Source organism: Methylibium sp. (assembly GCF_035762065.1).
Classification (GTDB): Bacteria; Pseudomonadota; Gammaproteobacteria; order Burkholderiales; family Burkholderiaceae_C; genus Methylibium.
Map to the genome: position 1 here is coordinate 1 of NZ_DASTPW010000049.1, position 22,555 is coordinate 22,555.

At 72.9% G+C, this 22,555-nt stretch carries 13 protein-coding genes; 9 read left to right on the forward strand and 4 right to left on the reverse strand.

Features of this window, described 5'->3' with window-relative positions:
- Window positions 1-1,678, forward strand: a 1,678-nt coding sequence (locus VFR90_RS14545; RefSeq protein WP_326406870.1) for an ABC transporter substrate-binding protein, incomplete at its 5' end; no start/stop codon positions are given.
- A 69-nt stretch (window positions 1,679-1,747) separates the two neighbouring features.
- Here VFR90_RS14545 and VFR90_RS14550 read toward each other — a convergent pair.
- Entirely contained in the window at window positions 1,748-2,026 is a 279-nt protein-coding gene (locus VFR90_RS14550; protein WP_326406871.1) for a hypothetical protein, read from the reverse strand.
- 174 nt (window positions 2,027-2,200) lie between these two features.
- Entirely contained in the window at window positions 2,201-2,386 is a 186-nt protein-coding gene (locus VFR90_RS14555; RefSeq protein WP_326406872.1) for a CsbD family protein, read from the reverse strand.
- A 195-nt stretch (window positions 2,387-2,581) separates the two neighbouring features.
- Between VFR90_RS14555 and VFR90_RS14560 the strand changes: the two genes are divergently transcribed.
- The gene (locus tag VFR90_RS14560) at window positions 2,582-2,749 is read left to right on the forward strand and encodes a hypothetical protein (RefSeq protein ID WP_326406873.1); all 168 of its coding nucleotides are present in this window, start codon (window positions 2,582-2,584) and stop codon (window positions 2,747-2,749) included.
- Between the two features lie 177 nt (window positions 2,750-2,926).
- Window positions 2,927-4,645 (forward strand): NAD(P)/FAD-dependent oxidoreductase, encoded by a 1,719-nt coding sequence (locus tag VFR90_RS14565; protein WP_326406874.1) that lies wholly within the window; start codon window positions 2,927-2,929, stop codon window positions 4,643-4,645.
- A 13-nt stretch (window positions 4,646-4,658) separates the two neighbouring features.
- On the opposite strand, the gene VFR90_RS14570 is transcribed toward VFR90_RS14565, so the two are convergent.
- On the reverse strand, window positions 4,659-9,812 hold the full coding sequence (locus VFR90_RS14570; protein WP_326406875.1) for a beta strand repeat-containing protein: 5,154 nt from the start codon (window positions 9,810-9,812) through the stop codon (window positions 4,659-4,661).
- Window positions 9,813-9,881: 69 nt separating this feature from the next.
- Window positions 9,882-11,615 (reverse strand): POTRA domain-containing protein, encoded by a 1,734-nt coding sequence (locus VFR90_RS14575; RefSeq protein ID WP_326406876.1) that lies wholly within the window; start codon window positions 11,613-11,615, stop codon window positions 9,882-9,884.
- Between the two features lie 190 nt (window positions 11,616-11,805).
- Between VFR90_RS14575 and VFR90_RS14580 the strand changes: the two genes are divergently transcribed.
- The 6 genes from VFR90_RS14580 to treS all read left to right on the forward strand — a co-directional run bounded on the left by VFR90_RS14580 (window position 11,806) and on the right by treS (window position 22,513).
- Complete coding sequence (locus tag VFR90_RS14580) at window positions 11,806-12,780, forward strand: TraB/GumN family protein (RefSeq protein WP_326406877.1); 975 nt, start codon at window positions 11,806-11,808, stop codon at window positions 12,778-12,780.
- Between the two features lie 67 nt (window positions 12,781-12,847).
- Entirely contained in the window at window positions 12,848-13,567 is a 720-nt protein-coding gene (locus VFR90_RS14585; protein ID WP_326406878.1) for a PhaM family polyhydroxyalkanoate granule multifunctional regulatory protein, read from the forward strand.
- Between the two features lie 73 nt (window positions 13,568-13,640).
- A complete protein-coding gene (locus tag VFR90_RS14590; RefSeq protein WP_326406879.1) occupies window positions 13,641-14,993 on the forward strand; it encodes an FIST signal transduction protein in 1,353 nt (450 codons plus the stop codon).
- 77 nt (window positions 14,994-15,070) lie between these two features.
- On the forward strand, window positions 15,071-16,972 hold the full coding sequence (glgB, locus tag VFR90_RS14595; protein WP_326406880.1) for a 1,4-alpha-glucan branching protein GlgB: 1,902 nt from the start codon (window positions 15,071-15,073) through the stop codon (window positions 16,970-16,972).
- Between the two features lie 8 nt (window positions 16,973-16,980).
- Window positions 16,981-19,092 carry an alpha-1,4-glucan--maltose-1-phosphate maltosyltransferase gene (locus tag VFR90_RS14600; RefSeq protein ID WP_326406881.1) on the forward strand — a complete coding sequence of 704 codons (2,112 nt, stop codon included), beginning with the start codon at window positions 16,981-16,983 and terminating at the stop codon, window positions 19,090-19,092.
- A gap of 10 nt (window positions 19,093-19,102) precedes the next feature.
- A complete protein-coding gene (gene treS / locus VFR90_RS14605; protein ID WP_326406882.1) occupies window positions 19,103-22,513 on the forward strand; it encodes a maltose alpha-D-glucosyltransferase in 3,411 nt (1,136 codons plus the stop codon).
- Window positions 22,514-22,555: the final 42 nt, after the last annotated feature.

Consider the following 22,555-nt stretch of genomic DNA (forward strand, 5'->3'; position numbering starts at 1 on the left):
TGGGGCCTGGGCCGGCGAGGCCGAGGCCAAGAAGTGGATCGACAGCGAGTTCCAGCCATCCACGCTGAACAAGGACCAGCAGATGGCGGAGATGAAGTGGTTCATCGACGCGGCCGCGAAGCTCCAGGCCAAGGGCGTCAAGGAGATCTCCGTCGTGTCGGAGACGATCACCACGCACGAGTACGAGAGCAAGACGCTGGCGAAGGCCTTAGAGGAAATCACCGGCATCAAGGTCAAGCACGACCTGATCCAGGAGGGTGACGTCGTCGAGAAGCTGCAGACGTCGATGCAGTCCGGCAAGAGCATCTACGACGGGTGGATCAGCGACTCCGACCTGATCGGCACGCACTACCGGTACGGCAAGGTGATGAACCTCACCGACTACATGGCCGGCAAGGGCAAGGAGTACACGAACCCCGGGCTGGACATCAAGGACTTCATCGGCACCAAGTTCACCACCGCGCCCGACGGCAAGCTCTACCAGCTGCCCGACCAGCAGTTCGCCAACCTGTACTGGTTCCGCGCCGACCTGTTCGCGCGCCCCGACCTGAAGCAGAAATTCAAGGCCAAGTACGGCTACGACCTCGGCGTGCCGCTCAACTGGAGCGCCTACGAGGACATCGCCGCGTTCTTCAGCGAGGACGTGAAGACCATCGACGGCAAGCCCATCTATGGCCACATGGACTACGGCAAGAAGGACCCGTCGCTTGGCTGGCGCTTCACCGACGCCTGGCTGTCGATGGCCGGCACGGCCGACAAGGGCATCCCGAACGGGCAGCCGGTCGACGAGTGGGGCATCCGGGTCGCGGCCGACAAGTGCACGCCGGTCGGCGCGAGCGTTTCGCGCGGCGGCGCGACCAATTCGCCGGCGGCCGTCTATGCGCTCACCAAGTACGTCGACTGGATGAAGAAGTACGCGCCCAAGGAAGCCACCGGCATGACCTTCGGGGAGGCCGGCCCGGTGCCTGCGCAGGGGCAGATCGCGCAGCAGATCTTCTGGTACACGGCCTTTACCGCCGACATGACCAAGCCCGGCCTGCCGGTGGTCAATGCCGACGGCACGCCCAAGTGGCGCATGGCCCCGGGCCCGAACGGCCCGTACTGGAAGCAGGGCATGCAGAACGGCTACCAGGACGTCGGCTCCTGGACCTTCTTCGCGAACCACGACGCCAACAAGACCGCCGCGGCCTGGCTCTACGCGCAGTTCATCACCGCGAAGACGACCTCGTTGAAGAAGACCATCGTCGGGCTCACGCCGATCCGCGAGAGCGACATCCAGAGCAAGGCGATGACCGACCTCGCGCCCAAGCTTGGCGGGCTGGTCGAGTTCTATCGCAGCCCGGCGCGCGTGGCCTGGACGCCCACCGGCACCAACGTGCCCGACTACCCCAAGCTCGCGCAGCTGTGGTGGAAGAACGTCGCGCAGGCGGTGACCGGCGAGAAGACGCCGCAGGCCGCGATGGACACGCTGGCCGACGAGATGGACGCGGTGATGGCGCGGCTGGAGCGCGCTGGCATGGCCAAGTGCGCGCCGAAGCTCAACGCCAAGGGTGACCCGGCCAAGTACCTGACCGACGCCGGCGCGCCCTGGAAGAAGCTCGCCAACGAAAAGCCGAAGGGCGAGACCATCGCCTACGACAAGCTGCTCGGCGCCTGGAAGGAAGGCCGGGTGCGTTGAGCCGGCGGGGGCCGGGTCGGTGGACCCGGCGTGCCGGCAGCGCTGGGAAGCGCTGCCGGCGCCGAGCGATCAGACGATCGCGATCGGCTGGGGCTTCGGCCCCGGCTCGCGCACCGGCGCGCCGGGCATCTGTCCGGGCGGCACCGGCACCATGTCGTCGTCCTCGACCGGCTCCGGTCGGGGATGCGGCGGAATCGGCTCGGGCACCGGCACGGTGCCGAACTGCGGCAGCCCCTGCGAATGCGGGCTTCGGCGCCGGAACTCGACGCGCAGGCGGGCGAGCTGGCGGGCGCGGATGAAGATGGGATGAACGTCGACGGCTTCGAGCGCGATGGCGGAGGTCTTCACGGTGGGTTCTCGACGGGAAGCGCAGCGCATCGGTCGGCGCGCGCGACAAGATTCGGCGGGTTCGTTTCGGCGTTCGGATGCGCAAAGGAAACGAAGAGGGGCGGCCCACCTCGGTGAGTCGCCCCCGTCGATTGGCAAGGCCTGTGCCCAGCGTCGCCGGACACCGGCCCGGGCTCAATGCCGGTCGATCACGTCCTTGGCCTTCTCCTTCGCGTCGCCGTAGCCTGCCTGGGTCTTGCCGGCGATCTGGTCGGTGCGGCCTTCGGCCTTGAGCCGCTCGTCGTCGGTCACCTTGCCGGTGGCCTCCTTCACCTTGCCCTTGGCCTGCTCGACGCGGCCCTTCACTTGATCCTGGTTCATCGCTGCTCCTTTCGGTGCGTGGCGCGGCACCGGTGCCGCGACCATGCTTGCAGTCTGTGCAGGCCGACACGGGGGGTCTGTCGTCCAGCTGCGGCGGGGGGTGTAGGCGATCGCCGACCGGCGAGGCCCTGTGGTCCAATCCGCGCCTCGCTTGGCCGGTCGTCGGCCGAAGCTCCACCGACCGGATTGCAAGACATGGGCACCAAGATCGTCACCGAGGCCGACCGCAAGGCCACCCCGCGGCCCGCCGCGCCGAAGGGCGTCGCCTTCACCGCGCCGCATGGCCAGAAGGTCAGCCTCGAGCGCGGCTCGCACACCCGCAGCAAGAAGAACCCGGGCAAGCGCGCCAAGAAGGGCGGCTAGTCCGCGACGACCCCGTCGCGCCTTCGGCGCTCCGCTTGTCGGGGGCGACGCTCGGGGACCGGCAGCGCCGGATCCGCGGCGTCTGCCGGCGGGGCGGGCTCGAAGGCTCGCCCGCTGACGACGGCCCGCTCCTTGCCGAGCGGGCTTTTGTTTTTTTGACGCCGCCTCGCATCAACGATGTTGCGCCTCACCGACCTGCGCCTGCCGCTTGACCATGCCGAGGACGCGCTGCGCGCCGCGGTGGTCGAGCGCCTCGGCATCGCGAACGACGCGCTGCGCGCGCTGCACGTCTTCCGCCGCGGCTTCGATGCGCGCAAGAAGTCCGCGATCGTCTGGGTCTACACGCTGGACTGCGAGGTGGCCGACGAGGACGCGGTGCTGCGGCGGCACGCGCTCGACGCGCACGTGCGCGCCGCCCCCGACACCCGCTACCGCTTCATCGCGCACGCGCCGGCCGATTTCGATGCGGCGCGGCCGCGGCCGGTCGTCGTCGGCTTCGGGCCCTGCGGCTTGTTCGCCGCGCTCGTGCTCGCGCAGATGGGGTTCAAGCCGATCGTCCTCGAACGCGGCCGCGCGGTGCGCGAACGCACGAAGGACACCTGGGGCCTGTGGCGGCGCGGCGAGCTGGATGCCGAGTCGAACGTGCAGTTCGGCGAGGGGGGCGCGGGCACCTTCAGCGACGGCAAGCTCTGGAGCCAGATCAGCGACCCGCGGCACCTGACGCGCAAGGTGCTCGACGAGTTCGTCAAGGCCGGCGCGCCCGAGGAGATCCTCGTCGCGAGCAAGCCGCACATCGGCACCTTCCGGCTGGTCTCGATGATCGAGAAGATGCGCGCGGAGATCGAGTCGCTCGGCGCCGAGGTGCGCTTCGGCGCGAAGGTCGAGGACGTGGTGATCGAGGCCGGCGCGATCCGCGCGCAGGGCAGCGAAGCACGCCGCATCCGCGGCGTGGTGCTCGCCGGCGGCGAGACGATCGCCGCCGACCACGTCGTCCTCGCGCTCGGCCACAGCGCGCGCGACAGCTTCGCGATGCTGCATGCGCGCGGCGTCGCGATGCAGGCCAAGCCCTTCTCGATCGGCTTTCGCATCGAGCATCCGCAGGGCCTGATCGACCGCGCGCGCTTCGGCCGCTTCGCCGGCCATCCGCAGCTCGGCGCGGCCGACTACAAGCTCGTGCACCACGCCAGCAACGGCCGCGGCGTCTACAGCTTCTGCATGTGCCCCGGCGGCACCGTGGTCGCGGCGACCTCGGAGCCCGGGCGCGTCGTCACCAACGGCATGAGCCAGTACTCGCGCAACGAGCGCAACGCGAACGCCGGCATCGTCGTCGGCCTCACGCCGGCCGATGTTCGGCTCGGCGCCCTCCCGTCCGCGCCGCAGGACCACCGCCAGGACGGCCGGCGCGACGGCGAGGTGCATCCGCTCGACGGCCTCGCGTTCCAGCGCTTCTGGGAATCGCGCGCCTACGAACTCGGCGGCGGCGGCTACCGCGCGCCGGGCCAGCGCGTCGGCGATTTCCTCGCCGGCCGTGCGAGCACCGCCTTCGACGCGGTGGAGCCTTCGTACAAGCCCGGCGTCACGCCGACCGATCTTGCGCAGCCCGGGCGCGAAAGCCTGCCCGCCTACGCGATCGCGGCGATCCGCGAGGCGCTCCCGGCGTTCGAGCGCCAGATCGCCGGCTTCGCGATGGCCGACGCGGTGCTGACCGGGGTCGAGACCCGCACCTCGTCGCCGCTGCGCATCCCGCGCGGCAAGGACTTCCAGTGCGTCAACGTGCGCGGCCTCTACCCGGCCGGCGAAGGCGCCGGCTACGCGGGCGGGATCATGTCGGCCGGCGTCGACGGCATCGAGGTCGCCGAGGCGCTGGCCCGCTCGCTGCTCGGCGGCGCCGGCTGAGCCGCGCCGCCGGTCAGCGCAGAGCGACGCACCCCGCGCGACCGCCGCCCGGCCGCGTGGCATCGGCCGGCGCAGGCTGGGAATCGCTGCAGCTCCAGCGCGTCGCCGCCGGCCCGGCCGCGCGCTCCTGCTCGGCGCGCACCGTCGGCTGCATCGGCGTCACCACCAGCAGGCCGGGTTCGTAGGCGAGCGCGTAGTTGCCGCCGGCGGCCAGCGTGCCCTGCCCGATCACGTAGGCGCCGGCCGGCGAAGCGGCATGCGCCGCGACCGCAAGCGCGCCGCTCACGCGGTCGCCGTCGACCAGCCCGACCGTGCGCCAGCCGAGCGCCGGGTTCGGCTCGCCCTGCAGGCGGCTGACCGGCAGCGCGCTCACCACCAGCGCGCGCGGCGTGACCGCGAGCGTCGCCGGCACCACCTGCAGCAGGTAGTTGTCGCCCGCGCTGAGGGAACCCGCGGTGATCGCGTAGGCGCCGACGTCCGAGCGTCGCTCGGCCGCCGTCGCCAAGGCGCCGCTCCAGGCGTCCCCGTTGACAAGGCTGCTCGCGACCAGCCGCCCGGTCAGCGCCGGATTCGCGTCTCCGTACGCGCGCGTTTGCGCGTCGGCACTCAGCGTGATCGGCCGACGCGTGACGCTCAGGCTGGCCGGCGCGTAGCTCAGCGCGTAGTTCGCGCCAGCGCCGAGGCTGCCTTGCGTGATCGCGTAGCTGCCGACGCTCGACGTGGCGTCGGCCGCCGTCGCCAGCACGCCGCTCAGCGCGTCGCCGTTGACGAGGCTGCCGCGGGTCAGTCGTGCGGTGAGCGCTGGGTTCGCGTCGCCGTAGACGCGGCTTTGCGCATCGGCCGCGACGGTGATCGGCCTCGCCGTCACGCTCAGCTGCGCGCTGCCGCCGGTGAAGGCGGTCGCATAGCCGTGCAGGCCCGCGACGCTGCCCTGCGACACGGTGATTGCATACGGCCCGCCCGCGACGCCGGCCGCCGGGTCGGTGCCGGCGGAGGTGAGCGAAGGCGCGCCGCTGTAGGCGGTCGCCGCGGTGTCGGCGAGGAAGGCGTTCGTCACGCCCGTCGCGTAGCCGCTGATGCCGTAGCTCGCCTGCAGTGCCACGACGGCATCGGTGCCGTAAAGCTTGACGGCGTCCGTTGCGGTGAACACCAGCGTCGGCTGGCTCGCGAACAGGTAGCGGTGGCCGCCGTCGACCACGCCCGTGGGCGGCGTGCTCGCGTGCGTCGCGTTCCACAGCGCCGTGTGGCCGCTGTCGAGCCCGCCGAAGCTGCTGCTCGCCGGCGCGGCCGCGTAGACGAGCCAGCGGCCGGAACTCGCGACCACCGCCGCGCTGCCTGCAAGGTTGGTGAAGCCCGTGCCCGCCGCCAGCACCGGGCTCGCGCCGAACACCGCGGCGCCGCCGGCGATCACGAGCGCCTGGCCGCTGCGCACGATCGGCTGGCCGGTGGTGGCGATGCCGTGCTGGCCAAGGACGCTGCCCACGGTGAGCGCGCCCGCGCTGTAGAGGTCGAGCGTGCCGGCCGTGCCGGCCACGGTGCCGATCTGGTTGCCGGCGCCGGTCAGCGCGAACGCGGCGCTGCCGCCCAGCAGCAGCTGTCCGGCGGTGATCGCCGAGCTGCCGTTCTGCGCGATCGCGCCGGCGCCGCTCAGCGTGAGCACGCCGGCGCTCGAGGCGATCGAGTTGCCGAGCGACATGCCGCCTGCCGGCGCGGCGATCGCCAGCGTGCCGCCGCCTTGGTTCGTGATCGCGGACCACGGGGTCTGCGCCACCCCGGTGCCGAGCGTCGAACTGCCGGAAAGACTCAGCGCGCCGCCGAGGACGGTGATCGGCGCGTCGATGTACAGGCCGGTGCCGCTTGACGAGCTGCCGCTCAGGCTGGCCGGGCCGTTGACCGCGAGGCTGGCGCCGGTCTGCAGCTCGATGCCGCGGTAGCTCGCCGAGCCGCCGACCAGGCCGAGGCTGCCGCCGGCGGCGTTGTCGAAGGCGACCGCGCCCTTGATCGAGATGCCGGCGAAGCCCGCGGGCGCGGCCGAACTGGTGATTGCCAGGCTGCCGGCGGCGACGACCACCGTCTCGCCTTCGAGGAGCAGGCGCGCACCGATGCTGGTGATGCCGAGCGTGCCTTGCGTCGTGAGCGTGCCGCCGCCAAGACGCACGCCCGGTCCGCTGGCCGAGGTGCCGCCGAGCGCGAGGCTGCTCGTGCCCCCTTGCGTGAGCATCAGGTTGCCGGTGGTGTACAGCCCGCCGGCGTTGCCGCTGGCCGAGCCATGGACGTCGAGCGTGCCGCCGCTGGTCGAGACGCTGGTGCCGGCGCCGAGCAGCACGCCGTAGCGGTTGACCGTCGCGCCGACGGTGGCCGCGGTGCTGCCGGCGAGGCTGACGCTGCCGCTGCCGGCGAGGCTCGCGCCGTCGGCCAGCCACACGCCGTTGCCCACGCCGCTGGCCGAGCCGGCGAGCGCGATGCTCGCGCCGGCCGCCGCGGTGAAGCCGTAGGCGCCGCCTTGCAGGCGCAGGCCGGTCCCGGTGACGCTGCTGCCGGTGACGCTCAAGGCGCCGCCGTTCGCCTGCAGCGCGTTCGCGCTCGCAAAGTAGACGCCGTAGGCGTTGGCGGTCGAGCTGCCGCTCAGGCCGACCGTGCCCGTCGTGCTCAGCGCGACGTTCGCGCCGAGCCCGAGACCGTGGTTGGCGGCGTTGGTGCTGGCGGTCGTGCCGGCGAGGCCGAGGCTTCCGGCGCCCTGGTTCACGAAGCTGTTGCCGGCATCGTTGAACCACATGCCGCGCGTGCCGCCGGTGGTGGTCGAGTGGCCGGCGAAGCTCACGCTGCCGGTGAGCAGCGACACCGTGCTGGCGCCCGCCCAGTAGAAGCCGGTCGCGCTCGCCGAGTGGCCGGTGAACGACATCGGGCCGCTCAGCGTGGCTGTGGTGCCCGACCACTGCATGCCCGTGTTGTTGGAGGAGATGCCGATGACCGAGAAGCTCCCGCCGCCCGGGTTGTTCAGCGTCTGCATGCCTTGCAGCAGCGTCGCGACCGCGTTGACCGAGCTGCCGGCGATGGCGAGGCTGCCGGAGTTGGCGGTCACCGCGTTGTTGCCGATGAAGCTCACGCCGATCCGCGTGCCCACGGCGCTGCCTTGCAGACTCAGCGCGCCGCTGCTCGTGAGGGCGGCGCCTGAGCGCAGCACGAGGCCATGGCCGCTGCCGCCGACGCCGGTGCCGCTGCCGTTGACGCTGCCGGCCGTGGTGAGGCTGCCGTTGATCTGCAGGCCGGAGGACAGCGTCGCGCCGCTGCTGGTCGTCAGCGTGCCGGCGAGGCCGATCGATCCGGCGCCGCTCGCGCTCAGGGCCACGGTGCTGTCGAGCGAGATGCCGTAGCCGCTCGGCGAGACCCCGGTGATCGTGCCGGTGCCGCTGCCGACGTTCAGGGTCGAGCCGTTCAGCCGCACGCCGATGCCGTTGCCGGCCGCGGTGCCGGTGGCGACGAGACTGCCGCCGCCGGTCGCGAGCGTCGCGGCGCCGACCGAGACCGTGCCGGTCGCGTTCAAGGCGATGTTCATCACGGCGCCGCCGCCGCCGGTGATGTGGGCGCCGTTGGCGATCGAGATGTTCTGGCCGGCGTTCATCGTCACGCCGCCGCCCGCGCTGGCGGTGAGCGCCGCGTTGCTGTTGATGCTGCCGGCGGCCTGCAGCGTGAGCGTGGTGCCGCCGCTCCAGGTGACCGGGTTCGCGACGGTGATGTTGCCGGCCTGCGTGCCGGTGTTGCCGGTGGAGACGGTCACGTTGGCCGTCGCGAGCGCGGTGGCCAGCGTCGTCGTGTTGATGACGGTGTTGTCGGCCGCGGCGGTGAAGCCGGCGCCGGTGTTGGCGCCGGTGGAGATGGTCACGTTGCGCGGGTCGAGCAGCAGCGTTCCGGTGCTGCCGGGCGCGGCGCTGGCCGCGCGCAGGTCGGTGTGGCCGTCGTAAGCCAGGAGGCCGCGGCTGGACACTTCGGCCTCGCCGCCGCGGCCGGCCCCGGCGCCGCGCGCGCTGAGCGTGCCGGCGAAGGCCGTGTGCTCGTCGGACCACAGCACGAGGTCGCCACCGTGGCCGTCGACGCTGGCGTCCGCGTCGATGCGCGTGGCGGCATCGACGGCGAGCCGCTGCGCGTGCACGAGCGTGCCGGCGCCTTCGCGGTCGCCGCCGATGCGCACGCGGCCGCCGCCGGCGGCGCCGGAGGCGTCGAGCCGCGCGCCGGCCAGCTCGATCCGCGCGCCGGTCGCGGTGATCGCGCCGCCGCGCTCGCCGGCGCCGTGGCCGCTGGCGTCCAGGCGCCCGCCGATCGAGAGCGAGCCGCCGTCGCCGGCCGCCAGCACGATGTCGCCCGAGCGTCCGCCGACGCTGCGCGCCTGCAGCTCACCGGGCAGGTTGACCGCGTGGCGCAGCGCGTCGCGCGCGGTCGCCGCGGCGATCTCGATGCGCCCGCCGTCGGCGCTGATGCGCCCGGCCACGTCGATCAGCGCACGGCTGTCGTCGGCCGTGCCGCCCGGCAGCGCGACCTGCAGCAGGCCGTTGCCGTTCAGGTCGAGCGTCGCGCGCTGGCCGGCGCCGAGCGCGACGCGGCCGAGCGGCACCTCGATGCGCCCGTCGTTCGCGATGCGCCCGCCGATCAGCGCCGCGAAGCCGCCGCCCGCGGCGGCGATCACGCCGTGGTTGGTCACCGCCGCCGCGGCGCCGCGCGCTTCGAAGTGCAGCGCGCCGCCGGCCATGAAGTCGTCGTTGCGCAGGTCCAGCGTCGACAGCACGATGCCCGGCGCCTGGATCGCGCCGGTCGGCGTCAGCTGGATGCCGTTCGGGTTGACGAGGAAGAACTGGCCGTTCGCGGTGATGCGCCCGGCGATCTCGGAGCCGGCCGCGCCGCTCACGCGGTTGAGCACCGCGGCCTGCGCGTTCGGCTGCCGGAAGTCGAGCTGCGCGCCGGCGCCGACCGAGAAGGCCTGCCAGTCGATCACCGCCCGCTGCGAGTGCTGCTGCACCGTCATGCGCCCCGGCGCATCGGTCTGCCAGCCGGCCTGTCCGGCGGCCACCGTGCCTTGCGCCGGCAGCGTCTGCGCGACCGCGCTTTCGAAGACCCAACCCTGTGCGATCGCAAGGACGAGGGGCAGCAGGGCGAAGCGACGGCGCGGGTACATCGGAAGTGCAGGGCATCAAGACGATCCAGCCGCATCGGCCGCCCGCCGCCTTCCTGAAGCCCCGCGCCGCTACAAGCCCAGGCTCAGCGTGAATTGCACACGCCAGTCGGCGATCTCCCGGTCCGGCGCGCCGAAGCGCCGCGCCAGTTCGAGCTGCACGCCCAGCGGCAGCCCGGTGGCGATCGCGCGCAGGCCGAAGCCCGCCGAGCGGGCGCCGAGGCTCGCGGCTTCGGCGCCGGTCGGCTCGAACACCCGGCCGCGGCCCGCGGCGAAGAAGGCATAGGGCGACATCCGCGCCGCGGCCTCGGCCGGCACAACGTTCGGCGGCGGGCTCAGCTCGGCGCGCAGCGTCGCGCCCTGGTCGACCGGCAGCGCGCCGGGGCTGAAGGCCGACAGCGCATCCGGCCCGCTCAGCGCGAACTGCTCGGGCACCAGCAGCGGCTTGCCGAACGCGCCCTGCGCCAGGCCGATCACGGTGGCGCTCCAGCCGGCGCCGAAGGGCTGCGTCGCGCGCAGCGCGAGCGCGAGCCGGTCGAAGCGCGGCTCGGCGCCCTGGCGCGACAGCGGCACGCCGTCGCGCCGCGCATCGTCGGCATCGCGCCCGCCGAGCCCGCGGCTCCAGCTCAGCGAGGCGCTGCCGCGTTCGCCCAGCAGCTCGACGCCCAGGCGCAGCACGCGGTAGCGGTCGCGGTTCAGGTCGACGCCGAAGTCGAGCGCCTCCTGGCGCTGCGACAGGGCCTCCAGCGCCAGCTGGCCGCCGAGGCCGGGGCCGTCGGAGGTCGGCAGCGCGGGCAGCGCCACGCGCAGCGCGGTGCGCTCGAGCCGGCCGCGGATGCGCAGACCGCCGGGCGGCGGGATCGGGCGGGTCAGCGAGTCGGTGAACTCGGGGTTCAGCGTCAGGCCGTCGATGCCGACCGGCAGCACCAGGCCCGCGCCGACCAGCCGCAGGTGGCCGTGCTCGCTGTCCTCGTCGAAGGGGCTGCGGCCGCTGCCCAGCGTCGCGTAGAGCCGCTCGCCGGCACCGAAGGCGCCGTTCAGCGCGACCGAGGCCTGCGCATCGAAGCGGCCCAGCGAGCGCGGCTGGGTGTTGCCCAGGCGCAGCCCGGCGCTGGCGACCCGGTGCTCGCCGTCGAGCACCAGCCGGGCGCTGCCGGGGGCCTCGCCGGCGGCAAGCGTGCTGCGCAGGCGCAGGCCCGCGGCGGAGCCGGCGAGCAGCAGCCGGCGCTCCGCCTCGGCCAGCCGCAGCCCCCGGTGGCCGACCAGCGGCGCCAGCGTGCGTTCCACCACCGCGCGCACCCGGGCGGGCAGCGCCTGCGCGTCGATCGCGGCGATCACGCCGTCGACCACCACCACGCGCAGCACCCCGCCGTCGACCAGCCGCTGCGGCGGCAGCACCACCCGCACCAGGAACCAGCCGCGCGCCGCGTAGGCCTGTTCGAGCGCGAGCGTGCGTTCGCGGATCGTGCCCAGCGTGACGCGCCGGCCGGCCAGCGCGGTGCGCAGCGCTTCGGTTTCGGCGGCCAGCGCCGGCAGGCCGCCTTCGACCTCGACGCCTTCGAGCTGCACGTCGAGCGCGTCGTCGGCCGCGCGCGGCACGGTCTCGGCCGCGCCGGGGCGCGACAGCGGCGCGGCGGCCGGCGCGGGCGGGCGCAGCGAAGGCGGCGTGACCTGGCTCGGCGCGATCGTCTGCGCGCCGGCCGGCCCGAGCAGCGCGAGCAGCGCGGCCGCGACGCAAACCGGCAACGCCGCCGGCCGCGAACGCGGCGGCGAGCGAGACAGCGAGGGGTTGGCCAGCTGGAACATCGAGGAGCCGAAAGCTGCGCGCGCCCCGAGCCATCGGGCGTGCGCAGCACGAGGCCGGCGCATCCTAACGAGCGGCGCCGCGGGCCGGGCCCGTGGAGGGTTTGCGCTTGCCGGGCGTGCGGCGCGGTGGCGGCTCCGTGCTGCAATCGGCCCGCCGTCGAGCCCTCGACTCCCCTGCGCGAAGCCACCCATGCCCATCGATGCCTGCTGGCCCCGGCTGCGTGCGCGGCTGCTCGCGCTCGCCTTGACGCTCGGCGGCGCCTTGGCGGCAGCCGCCGACTGCCCGCCGCCGACACCGACTCCGAGCGCCGCGCAGATGCAGGCGGCGCAGGCCGGCGCGCGCGATCGCGGCTTCCTCTGGCGCATCGAGCAGGGCGGGCGCAGCTCGTGGCTGTACGGCACGCTGCACGTCGCGAAGCTCGAATGGGCGTTCCCGGGGCCGCAGGTGCTGGCCGCGCTGAGCGCGGCGCGGCTGGTGGCGCTGGAGCTCGATCCGACCGACCTCGACGCCGCCCGCGCGGCGCTCGCCGCGCTCGCCCCCGGCGACGCCGGCAGCGCCGAGCGGCTGCCGCCCGCGCTCGCCCGGCGCCTCGCCCATCGCATCGACGCCGAATGCCTGTCGCATGCGGCTTTCGACGCGCTGTCGCCGACGATGCAGGCGATCACCCTCGCGACGTTGGTCGCGCGCCGCGACGGGCTCGACCCCGCCTTCGGCATCGACGCGATGCTGGCCGGCTTCGCGCATGCCGGCGGCCGGCCGGTGGTCGCGCTCGAATCCTTCGAGCAGCAGCTCGCCGCGCTGACCGGCGGGCGGCCCGACGAGGCGCAGCGCTTCGTCGAGCAGACGCTCGACGAGATCGACAGCGGCCGCGCGCGCACGCAGGCGGCCCGCCTCGCGCAGGCCTGGGCCGACGGCGACCTCGCGACGCTCGAGTCCTACCCGCGCTGGTGCGGCTGCATGGAAAGCGCCGAGGAGCGCGCGCTGATGGAGCGCCTGATCGACGACCGCAACCTGGCGATGGCCGCTCGCATCGACGCGCTGCACCGCGAGGGCGGCGCGGTCTTCGCCGCGGTCGGCGCGCTGCACCTGAGCGGGCCGCAGGGCCTGCCGGCGCTGCTGGCCGCGCGCGGTTATCGGGTGGAGCGCGTCACGTTCGGGCGCTGAGCCGGGTTCGCAGCGCGGCCACCGGGTCGCACAATCGTCCGGACCCGCCCCGGCAAAGGAGACACCGATGATCTCGAACGCGCCCGACTTCGCGAAGCTCGTCCCCGGATTCGACTTCCTCCAGGGCCTGGTGAAGAACGCCGGCTCGGTGCTGCCGGGCATCGGCCAGTGGGTCGCGCCGACGCTGAACCCGGAAGAACTGGAAAAGCGCATCGAGGAGCTGAAGACGGTGCAGTTCTGGCTCGACCAGAACTCGCGCATGCTGAGCACCACGATCCAGGCGCTCGAAGTGCAGAAGATGACGCTCAGCACGCTGCAGACGATGAACGTGCAGATCACCGACCTGCGCGACTCGATGCGCATCAAGGCGCCCGGCGAAGCGGCCGAGGCGCAGTCCGACGACGCACCGGCGCCCTCGGCCGGCAAGCCGCCGCGCTCGCGCGCCGGCGCGAAGGCGGCGGCGCCGGCCGCGGTGGTCGATCCGATGCAGTGGTGGGGCGCGCTGACCAAGCAGTTCACCCAGATCGCCGCCGGCGCGGTGAAGGACGCCGCCGCCGAGAGCGCCGCGAACGCCGCCCGCCAGATGGCCGGCGACATGCTCGCCAAGGGCAACGACCTCGCCTTGCAGACCATCAAGGTGGGCATGGCTCCTGCGCGGCAGGCCGCGAAGGTGGCCGGCGGGGTCGCGAACTCGGTGGTGCGCGCGAAGGAGGCCGCGGCGAAGGCCCGCAAGTCGGCGCCGGCCAAGGCGCCCGCGCGCGCTGCGCGCCGCACCGCGAAGACCTGAAGCGCGCGCCGCGCGAACCTTCGCCGCACTCCGCGCTCCCACCGGGCCGCTCCCGCGCCAGCCTGCCGCTTCGATGTCCGCCTTCGTCCACGCCCACGCCACGCACCCCGACTGGCGCATGGCCTTCGGCCTCGTCGCCGCGCAGATCGACGCGCAGCGCAGCCTGCAGGCCCACGCCGCCGCGCCGACGCTCGGCTGGTGCTACGTCACCGACCACTACGCCCCCGCGGCCGAAGCGCTGCTGGCCGCCTTGCGCGAGCGCTGGCCCGGTGTCGACTGGGTCGGCACGGTGGGCGTCGGCGTGTGCGCGAGCGGCGTCGAGTACTTCGACGAACCCGGCCTCGCGGTGATGCTGGCCGCGCTGCCGCGCGAGCAGTTCCGGCTGTTCTCGGGCCTGCGCCCGCTGGCGGCGAGCGCGGGCTTCGCGGCGCACGCCGCGCTGGTGCATGCCGATCCCTCGACGCAGGAACTCGCCGGCCTGATCGGCGAGCTGTCCGACCGCATGGACAGCGGCTACCTGTTCGGCGGCCTCGCGGCGGCGCGCAACCGCACGCTGACGATCGCCTCGCCGGGCGCGGCGGCCGGCGCGGCGGGCGGTGAAGCGCGGCCCGGCGTGTTCGAAGGCGGCCTGTCGGGCGTCGCGTTCGCGAGCGAGGTGGCGCTGGTCTCGCGCGTGACGCAGGGCTGCCAGCCGATCGGCGCGACCCGGCGCATCACCGAGGCCGATCGCCATGTGGTCTATGCGCTCGACGGCGAGCCGGCGCTCGACTGCCTGCTGCGCGACCTCGGCGTCGACGCGCGTGAGCCGCGCGCCGCGCTGCCGAAGCTGCGCACGACGCTGGTCGGCTTGTCCGACGACGAGGCCCAGGCCGAGTTCGGCGCGCCGCCGCTGGCCTCGGCCTTCGCGACGCTGGCGCCGACCTCGGAGTTCGTCACGCCCGCGCGCCGCGGCGCCTTCGGCACCGAGACGCGCGTGCGCCATCTGGTCGGCATCGATCCGCAGCGCCGCGGCATCGCGGTGGCCGACAGCGTCGAAGCCGGCCAGCAGCTCGCGTTCTGCCGCCGCGACACCGACGCCGCGCGCCGCGATCTCGTGCGCATCGCGACGGAGATCCGCAGCGCGCTCGAGCCGGCCGAGCTGCCCCTGCCGCGGCGTGCCCCGCGGGGCGATGCCGATCTGGTCACGCAGACGCGGCCCGGCGCGGCGGTGTCGCGCTCCGGCGGGCGCAAGGTGGCCGGCGCGCTCTACGTCAGCTGCTCGGGCCGCGGCGGGCCGCACTTCGGCGGGCCTTCGGCGGAGCTGCAGATCCTGAGGCATGCGCTCGGCGACGTTCCTCTGGTAGGTTTCTTCGCGGCCGGCGAGATCGGCCACCGGCATCTGTACGGCTACACCGGCGTCCTGACCGTCTTCGCCGAGCCGGCCTGAGCCGGCGCGAAGGAAGCGCTTCGGGAACGCGGCTTGCTGTCGCCGGGGCCCAAGGCGCAAAGCAACCAGGATGGCGTTTGACTGAAGCGATCACCCCTCCGCAGCACTTGCGCAGCGAACACGCGGCCGCCGGGGCGCCGGCCGCCGCTTCGCAACCGACCGACCGACGCGCCCTCGGCGCGCGCTTGCTGCCCGGCGGCGAGGGCGCGACGTTCTCGGTGTGGGCGCCGAACGCGCGCGCGGTCTCGGTCGTCGGCGAGTGGAACGGCTGGAACCCGCTGGCCGACGCGCTCGCGCCGAGCGAGCGCGGCGTGTGGTCCGGCCGCAGCGCGGATGCGCGCCACGGTCAGGTCTACAAGTACCGCATCGTCACGGCCGACGGCCACACCACGCTCGACAAGGCCGACCCCTGGGCGCTGTATGCCGAAGCGCCGCCGGCGACGGGCTCGCGGCTGTGGTCGCTCGAGCACGCATGGAACGATGCGGCATGGATGGCCGACCGCGCCCGGCGCAACGGGCTCGATGCGCCGATGTCGATCTACGAATGCCACGTCGGCTCCTGGCTGCGCGACGACGGCCGCATGCTCGGCTGGCGCGAGTTGGCGCCGCGTCTGGCCGAGCACGTGGAAAAGCTCGGCTTCACCCACGTGGAGCTGATGCCGATCACCGAGCATCCGTTCTACGGCTCCTGGGGCTACCAGACGACCGGCTATTTCGCGCCGACCGCGCGCTTCGGCACGCCGCAGGACTTCATGGCCTTCGTCGACCACCTGCACCAGCGCGGCATCGGCGTGATCCTCGACTGGGTGCCCTCGCACTTCCCGACCGACGCGCACGGCCTGCAGTGGTTCGACGGCACGCACCTCTACGAACACGAAGACCCGCGCCAGGGCTTCCACCCCGAATGGAACTCGAGCATCTTCAACTACGGCCGCGACGAGGTGCGCGAGTTCCTGATCGGCTCGGCGCTGCACTGGCTCGGCGCCTACCACCTCGACGGACTGCGCGTCGATGCGGTCGCCTCGATGCTCTACCTGGACTACGCGCGCAAGGACGGCGAATGGATCCCGAACCGCCACGGCGGCAAGGAGAACCTCGAGGCCATCCACTTCCTGCGCGCGCTCAACGAGGTCGTCTACCGCGAGCATCCCGACGTGGTGACGATCGCCGAAGAATCGACCGCCTGGCCGCGCGTCTCGCGCCCCACGACGATGGGCGGCCTGGGCTTCGGCATGAAATGGAACATGGGCTGGATGCACGACACGCTGGCCTACCTGCAGCACGAGCCGGTCCACCGCAAGTACCACCAGGGCCAGCTGACCTTCTCGCTCGTTTATGCCTTCGACGAGAACTTCGTGCTGCCGCTCTCGCACGACGAGGTCGTCTACGGCAAGGGCTCGCTGCTCGGCAAGATGCCGGGCGACGAATGGCAGCGCTTCGCGAACCTGCGCGCGCTCTACGGCTACATGTGGACGCACCCGGGCAAGAAGCTGCTCTTCATGGGCAGCGAATTCGCGCAGCGGCGCGAATGGACGCACGAAGGCCAGCTCGACTGGGGCCTGCTCGACCGCGCCGAGCACCGCGGCGTGATGCAGCTGCTCGGCGACCTCAACGGCCTGCTGCGCAGCGAGCCGGCGCTGCACCGGCGCGACTTCGACGGCGACGGCTTCGAGTGGATCGACCTGCACGACGCCGAGCACAGCGTGCTCGTCTTCCTGCGCCGCGCACCCGACGGCGCGGCGCCCCTGCTGGTCGCCTGCAACTTCACGCCGGAGCCGCGGCGCAACCGCGTGGTGGGCGTGCCGGCCGCGGGCCGCTGGCGCGAGGTGCTCAACACTGACAGCCGGCACTACGGCGGCGCTGGCTGGGGCAACCTGGGCGGCGTGGACACGGCGCCCTTGCCGCGCGACGGCCGGCCGCATTCGCTGGTGCTGACGCTGCCGCCGCTTTCGACGATCGTGCTGCGGCACGAAGCCTGAAGAACACCATGGCCAAAGGACGCGCAGGCACCGCCGGCACCCCGGCGAACGACAGGGAAGCGCACACCGCCGAAGCGCGCCCGCCCGGGATCGTGCCGCCCGGCCTGGAGGACGGCCGCAGCCGCGCGGTGATCGACGCGGTGATGCCGGTGATCGACGGCGGCCGCTTCGCGGTGAAGTGCATTGCCGGCGAGCCCTTCGAGGTGCAGGCGCACGGCTTCACCGACGGCCACGACAAGCCCCGCCTCGTGCTGCGCTGGTGGGCGGAAGGCGGCGAAGGCGCCGAGGCTGCCGATGCGCGGGAGGTCGAGATGACGCCCGCGTTCAACGACGAGTGGTCGGCCGCCTTCACGCCCCCGGTGCCCGGGCGCTACTGCTACCAGGTGATCGCGTGGGTCGATCACTGGCGCTCGTGGCGGGCCGAGCTGCTGCGCCGCGTCGAGCCGGCGGACATCCGCGTCGCGGCGCGCGTCGGCGTCGAGCTGATCGACGCGGCGGCGGGCCGCGTCGGCCCCGAGGAGAAGGCCGAGCGCAAGCTGTTGAAGGACGCGGCCGCCAAGCTGAAGAAGGCCGCGGCGGCCAAGGCGATGGACGCCGAGGCGCTGAAGGCCCAGGCGCTCGACGATGCGCTCGATGCGCTGGTCGATCGCCATCCCGATCGTTCGCTCGCGGTGCGCAGCGAGGCGCTGCCGCTGCAGGCCGACCGGCTGCGCGCGCGCTTCTCGACCTGGTACGAGCTGTTCCCGCGCTCGGCGAGCGACGAGCCCGGCCGCCACGGCACGCTCGCCGACGTCGAGGCGCGGCTGCCGTACGTGGCCCGGCTCGGCTGCGACGTGCTCTACCTGCCGCCGATCCACCCGATCGGCCGCGACAAGCGCAAGGGCCGCAACAACGCGGTGAGCGCGGAGCCGGGCGATGTCGGCAGCCCCTGGGCGATCGGCGCCGAAGAGGGCGGGCACAAGAGCGTGCTGCCCGAGCTCGGCACCGTCGAGGATCTGCGGCGCCTGTGCGCGCGCGCGGCCGAGCACGGCATCGAGATCGCGCTCGACATCGCCTTCCAGTGCGCGCCCGACCACCCCTACGTCAAGCAGCACCCGCAGTGGTTCCGCTGGCGCCCCGACGGCAGCGTGCAGTACGCCGAGAACCCGCCGAAGAAGTACCAGGACATCTACCCGTTCAACTTCGAGTGCGACGACTGGCGCGCGCTGTGGGCGGAGCTGAAGAGCATCTTCGACTTCTGGATCGCGCAGGGCGTGCAGATCTTTCGCGTCGACAACCCGCACACCAAGTCCTTCGCGTTCTGGGAATGGGCGATCGGCGCGATCCGCCGCGAGCATCCGCAGGTGATCTTCCTCGCCGAGGCCTTCACGCGGCCGAAGGTGATGCACCGGCTCGCGAAGCTCGGCTACTCGCAGAGCTACACCTACTTCACCTGGCGCCACACGCGCCGGGAGCTCGTCGAGTACTTCACCGAACTGGCGCAGGGGCCGGGGCGCCACCACTTCCGCCCGAACGTCTGGCCGAACACGCCGGACATCCTCAACGAGCAGCTGCACCACGCGAGCCGCGAGACTTTCGCGCTGCGGCTCGTGCTCGCCGCCACGCTCGCATCGAACTACGGGTTCTACGGCCCGGCCTTCGAGCTCATGGAGAACACGCCGCGCGAGCCGGGCAGCGAGGAGTACCGCGATTCCGAGAAGTACCAGCTGCGCAGCTGGGAACTCGACCGTGCCGACAGCCTCGCGCCGCTGATCGCCCACGTGAACCGCATCCGCCGCGCGCACCCCGCGCTGCAGTCGATGGACGGCCTGCGCTTCCACGGCTGCGACAACCCGCAGCTCATCGTCTATTCGAAGCGATGCGGCGACGACGTGCTGCTGACGGTGGTGAACCTCGACCCGCATGCGACGCAGTCGGGCTGGCTGCAGCTCGACGTGGCCGCGCTCGGCATCGCGCACGACACCGAATACCAGATGCACGACCTGCTGACCGAGCAGCGCTTCGCCTGGCGCGGCGGCTCGGCCTTCGTGATCCTCGACCCGCGCCACACTCCGGCCCACGTGATGCAGCTGCGCGCGCGGCGCCGCAGCGAGCACGGCTTCGACTACTACGAAGGTTGAACCTCGCGCGATGGATGCCCCGACCCACCCGCAGCTGCTGCCGTCGCAGGACACGCCGAGCGACGCGGCGCTCTGGTACATGGACGCGGTCATCTACCAGCTCAACGTCAAGGCCTTCTTCGACAGCAACGACGACGGCATGGGCGACTTCCGCGGCGTCGCCGCGAAGCTCGACTACGTCAAGGAACTCGGCGTCAACACGATCTGGCTGATGCCGTTCTACCCGTCGCCCCTGCGCGACGACGGCTACGACATCGCCGGCTACGACGACGTGCATCCGCAGTACGGCACGCTCGACGACTTCAAGCTGATGCTGGCCGAGGCGCACAAGCGCGACCTGAAGGTCATCACCGAGCTGGTGATCAACCACACCTCGGACCAGCACCCCTGGTTCCAGCGCGCGCGCAAGGCGCCGCCGGGCTCGCCCGAGCGCAACTTCTACGTCTGGAGCGACGACCCCGAGAAGTACGCCGGCACGCGGATCATCTTCACCGACACCGAGACCTCGAACTGGACCTGGGACCCGGTCGCGAAGGCCTACTTCTGGCACCGCTTCTTCAGCCACCAGCCCGATCTCAACTTCGACAACCCCGCGGTGCTCGAGGCCGTCTTCAAGACGATGCGCTTCTGGCTCGACATGGGCGTCGACGGCTTCCGGCTCGACGCGATCCCCTACCTGATCGAGCGCGAAGGCACGAACAACGAGAACCTGCCCGAGACGCACGCGGTCATCAAGCAGCTGCGCGCGGCGATCGACGCGCAGTACGCGAACCGCTTCCTGCTCGCCGAGGCCAACCAGTGGCCCGAGGACGTACGCGACTACTTCGGCGAAGGCGACGAGTGCCACGCCTGCTACCACTTCCCGCTGATGCCGCGCATCTACATGGCGATCGCGCAGGAAGACCGCTTCCCGGTGACCGAGATCATGGAGCAGACGCCGGAGATCCCGCCGACCTGCCAGTGGGCGATCTTCCTGCGCAACCACGACGAGCTGACGCTCGAGATGGTGACGAGCAAGGAGCGCGACTACATGTACAGCACGTACGCGAGCGATCCGCGTGCGCGCATCAACCTGGGCATCCGCCGGCGCCTCGCGCCCCTGATGGACAACGATCTCGACCGCATCAAGCTGATGAACGCGCTGCTGCTGTCGATGCGCGGCTCGCCGATCATCTATTACGGCGACGAGATCGGCATGGGCGACAACTTCTTCGTCGGCGACCGCAACGGCGTGCGCACGCCGATGCAGTGGAGCTTCGACCGCAACGCCGGCTTCTCGCGCGCCGATCCGCAGCGGCTGTACCTGCCGCCGATCATGGATTCGGTCTACGGCTTCCAGGCGGTCAACGTCGAGTCGCAGCAGCGCGACCCGTCGTCGCTGCTCAACTGGATGCGCCGGATGCTCACCACGCGCGGCGCGCATCGCGCGTTCGGGCGCGGCGAGCTGCTGTTCCTGAAGCCGGGCAACCGCAAGATCCTCGCCTATCTGCGCGTGCTGACCACCTCGCCGGCCGAGACGATCGGCGAGGTGATCCTCTGCGTGTTCAACCTCGGGCGCTCGGCGCAGCCGGTCGAGCTGGATCTGTCGGCGTTCAAGGGCCGGGTGCCGGTCGAGCTGCTGGGCCGCGCGGCCTTCCCGCCGATCGGCGAGCTGCCGTACCTGCTGACCATCCCCGCGCACGGCTTCTACTGGTTCCGCCTGTCCAGCGACGCGCCGGCGCCGGCCTGGCACGAGGCGCTCACGCCCGCCGAGGACCGGCCGGTGCTGGTGCTGTTCGACGGCTGGCTCAGCTTCTTCCGCGAGCAGGCGGTGCCCTGGCGCATGGGCCTGGCCACGCGCACCCGCAACGCCTTCGAGGCCGACGTGCTGCCCAGCCACGTGCAGACGCAGCGCTGGTTCGCGATGAAGGACCGCCGCATCGAACGCGCGCGCCTCGTCGATCAGGCGATCTGGTCGGCCGCCGCCGCCGAAGGCGAGACGCAGGCGCCTTCGATCGCCGGCACCGGCGGCCCGGGGCGCGCCGGCTGGCTGCTGCCGATCGTCGCGCTCGACCTCGCGCAGACCCACGAGGCGCCGAACTACTTCGTGCCGCTTGCGATGGCCTGGGAGGACATCGACGACGAGCGTTCGCGTGCCGCGCTCGCCGCCACCGCGGTCGCGCGGGTGCGCCAGCAGGCCGCCACCGGCGTGATGGGCGACGCCTTCGCCGACGAGCGCTTCGCCCGCGCGGTGCTCGGCGCGATGGCCGCGGGCAGCGAGCTCGCCACCTCGCGCGGCAAGCTGCGCTTTTCGACGACGCGGGCCTTCGCCGGCATCGTCGGCGCCGACGACGCGGCCGGCGCGCGCGCGGCGCTGGCGGCGCTTCCGGTCGGCCGGCCGCAGGGCCAGAGCAGCAACACCGTGGTCACCTTCGGCGAGCGCGTGTTCCTCAAGGGCTACCGGCGCCTGCGCGCCGGCATGAACCCCGAATTCGAGGTCGGCCGCTTCCTGACCGAGGTCGCGCGCTTTCCGCACGCGGTGCCGGTCGCCGGCGTGCTCGAGTACGCCGGCGACGACGGCACGCTGATGACGCTCGCGATCGCGCAGGGCTACGTCGAGAACCAGGGCGACGGCTGGAGCTGGGCGCTGGACCACCTGAGCCGCCACCTCGAAGCGCTGCGCGACGGCGCCGCCGGCACCGAGGACGTGCACCTGCTGTTCGTCGAGCGCATCGCCACGCTCGGCCGGCGCACCGGCGAGCTGCATGCGGCGCTGGCGGCGCCGGCCGGCGACGCCGCCTTCGAGCCCGAGCCGCTGGGCGCCGCCGACGTCGCGGCGGACCAGCGCAGCGTCGCGGACCAGCTCGCGGCGGTGCTGATGCAGCTGCAGGGCGCGCTCGATGCGGGCACGCTCGTGCCGGCGGCGGTCGAGCCGGCGCGCCGCCTGCTGGCCGCGCGTGCGCGGCTCGTCGCGCGCATCGACCGGATCGAAGCGCCCGGCACGCACAGCCGCCGCACCCGCTTCCACGGCGACTACCACCTCGGCCAGGTGCTGGTGGTCAAGAACGACTTCGTGCTGATCGACTTCGAGGGCGAGCCCGGCCGCGGTTTCGAGGAGCGGCGCGCGAAGCGCTCGCCGCTGGTCGACGTGGCCGGCATGCTGCGCTCGTTCGACTACGCCGCGATCAGCGCGCTGCGCGCCGCGGCCCGCACGCCGGAGGAGGCCGCCGCGCTCGCGCCGGTCGCCGCGCAGTGGCAGGGTCGCGTGCGCGAGGCTTTCCTCGCCGGCTACCGCGAGTCGGCGCCGCCCGAGGCGACCGCGGCCGCCGGCCTGCTCGAGCTTTACGAACTGCACAAGGCGGTGTACGAACTCGGCTACGAACTCGGCAACCGGCCGGACTGGGTCGAGATCCCGGTGCAGGGCCTGCTCCGCATGACATGAACCACCCCGTTGCGGTTTCGCTGCCCGCGTCGAGGGGCACCG

Excerpts from the sequence above, each read along its gene's own strand:
- VFR90_RS14555 (WP_326406872.1), bottom strand. The coding sequence starts at position 2,386 with ATGAACCAGGATCAAGTGAAGGGCCGCGTCGAGCAGGCCAAGGGCAAG.
- VFR90_RS14560 (WP_326406873.1), top strand. The coding sequence starts at position 2,582 with ATGGGCACCAAGATCGTCACCGAGGCCGACCGCAAGGCCACCCCGCGG.
- VFR90_RS14565 (WP_326406874.1), top strand. The coding sequence starts at position 2,927 with ATGTTGCGCCTCACCGACCTGCGCCTGCCGCTTGACCATGCCGAGGAC.
- VFR90_RS14570 (WP_326406875.1), bottom strand. The coding sequence starts at position 9,812 with ATGTACCCGCGCCGTCGCTTCGCCCTGCTGCCCCTCGTCCTTGCGATC.
- VFR90_RS14575 (WP_326406876.1), bottom strand. The coding sequence starts at position 11,615 with ATGTTCCAGCTGGCCAACCCCTCGCTGTCTCGCTCGCCGCCGCGTTCG.
- VFR90_RS14580 (WP_326406877.1), top strand. The coding sequence starts at position 11,806 with ATGCCCATCGATGCCTGCTGGCCCCGGCTGCGTGCGCGGCTGCTCGCG.
- VFR90_RS14585 (WP_326406878.1), top strand. The coding sequence starts at position 12,848 with ATGATCTCGAACGCGCCCGACTTCGCGAAGCTCGTCCCCGGATTCGAC.
- VFR90_RS14590 (WP_326406879.1), top strand. The coding sequence starts at position 13,641 with ATGTCCGCCTTCGTCCACGCCCACGCCACGCACCCCGACTGGCGCATG.
- VFR90_RS14600 (WP_326406881.1), top strand. The coding sequence starts at position 16,981 with ATGGCCAAAGGACGCGCAGGCACCGCCGGCACCCCGGCGAACGACAGG.
- treS (WP_326406882.1), top strand. The coding sequence starts at position 19,103 with ATGGATGCCCCGACCCACCCGCAGCTGCTGCCGTCGCAGGACACGCCG.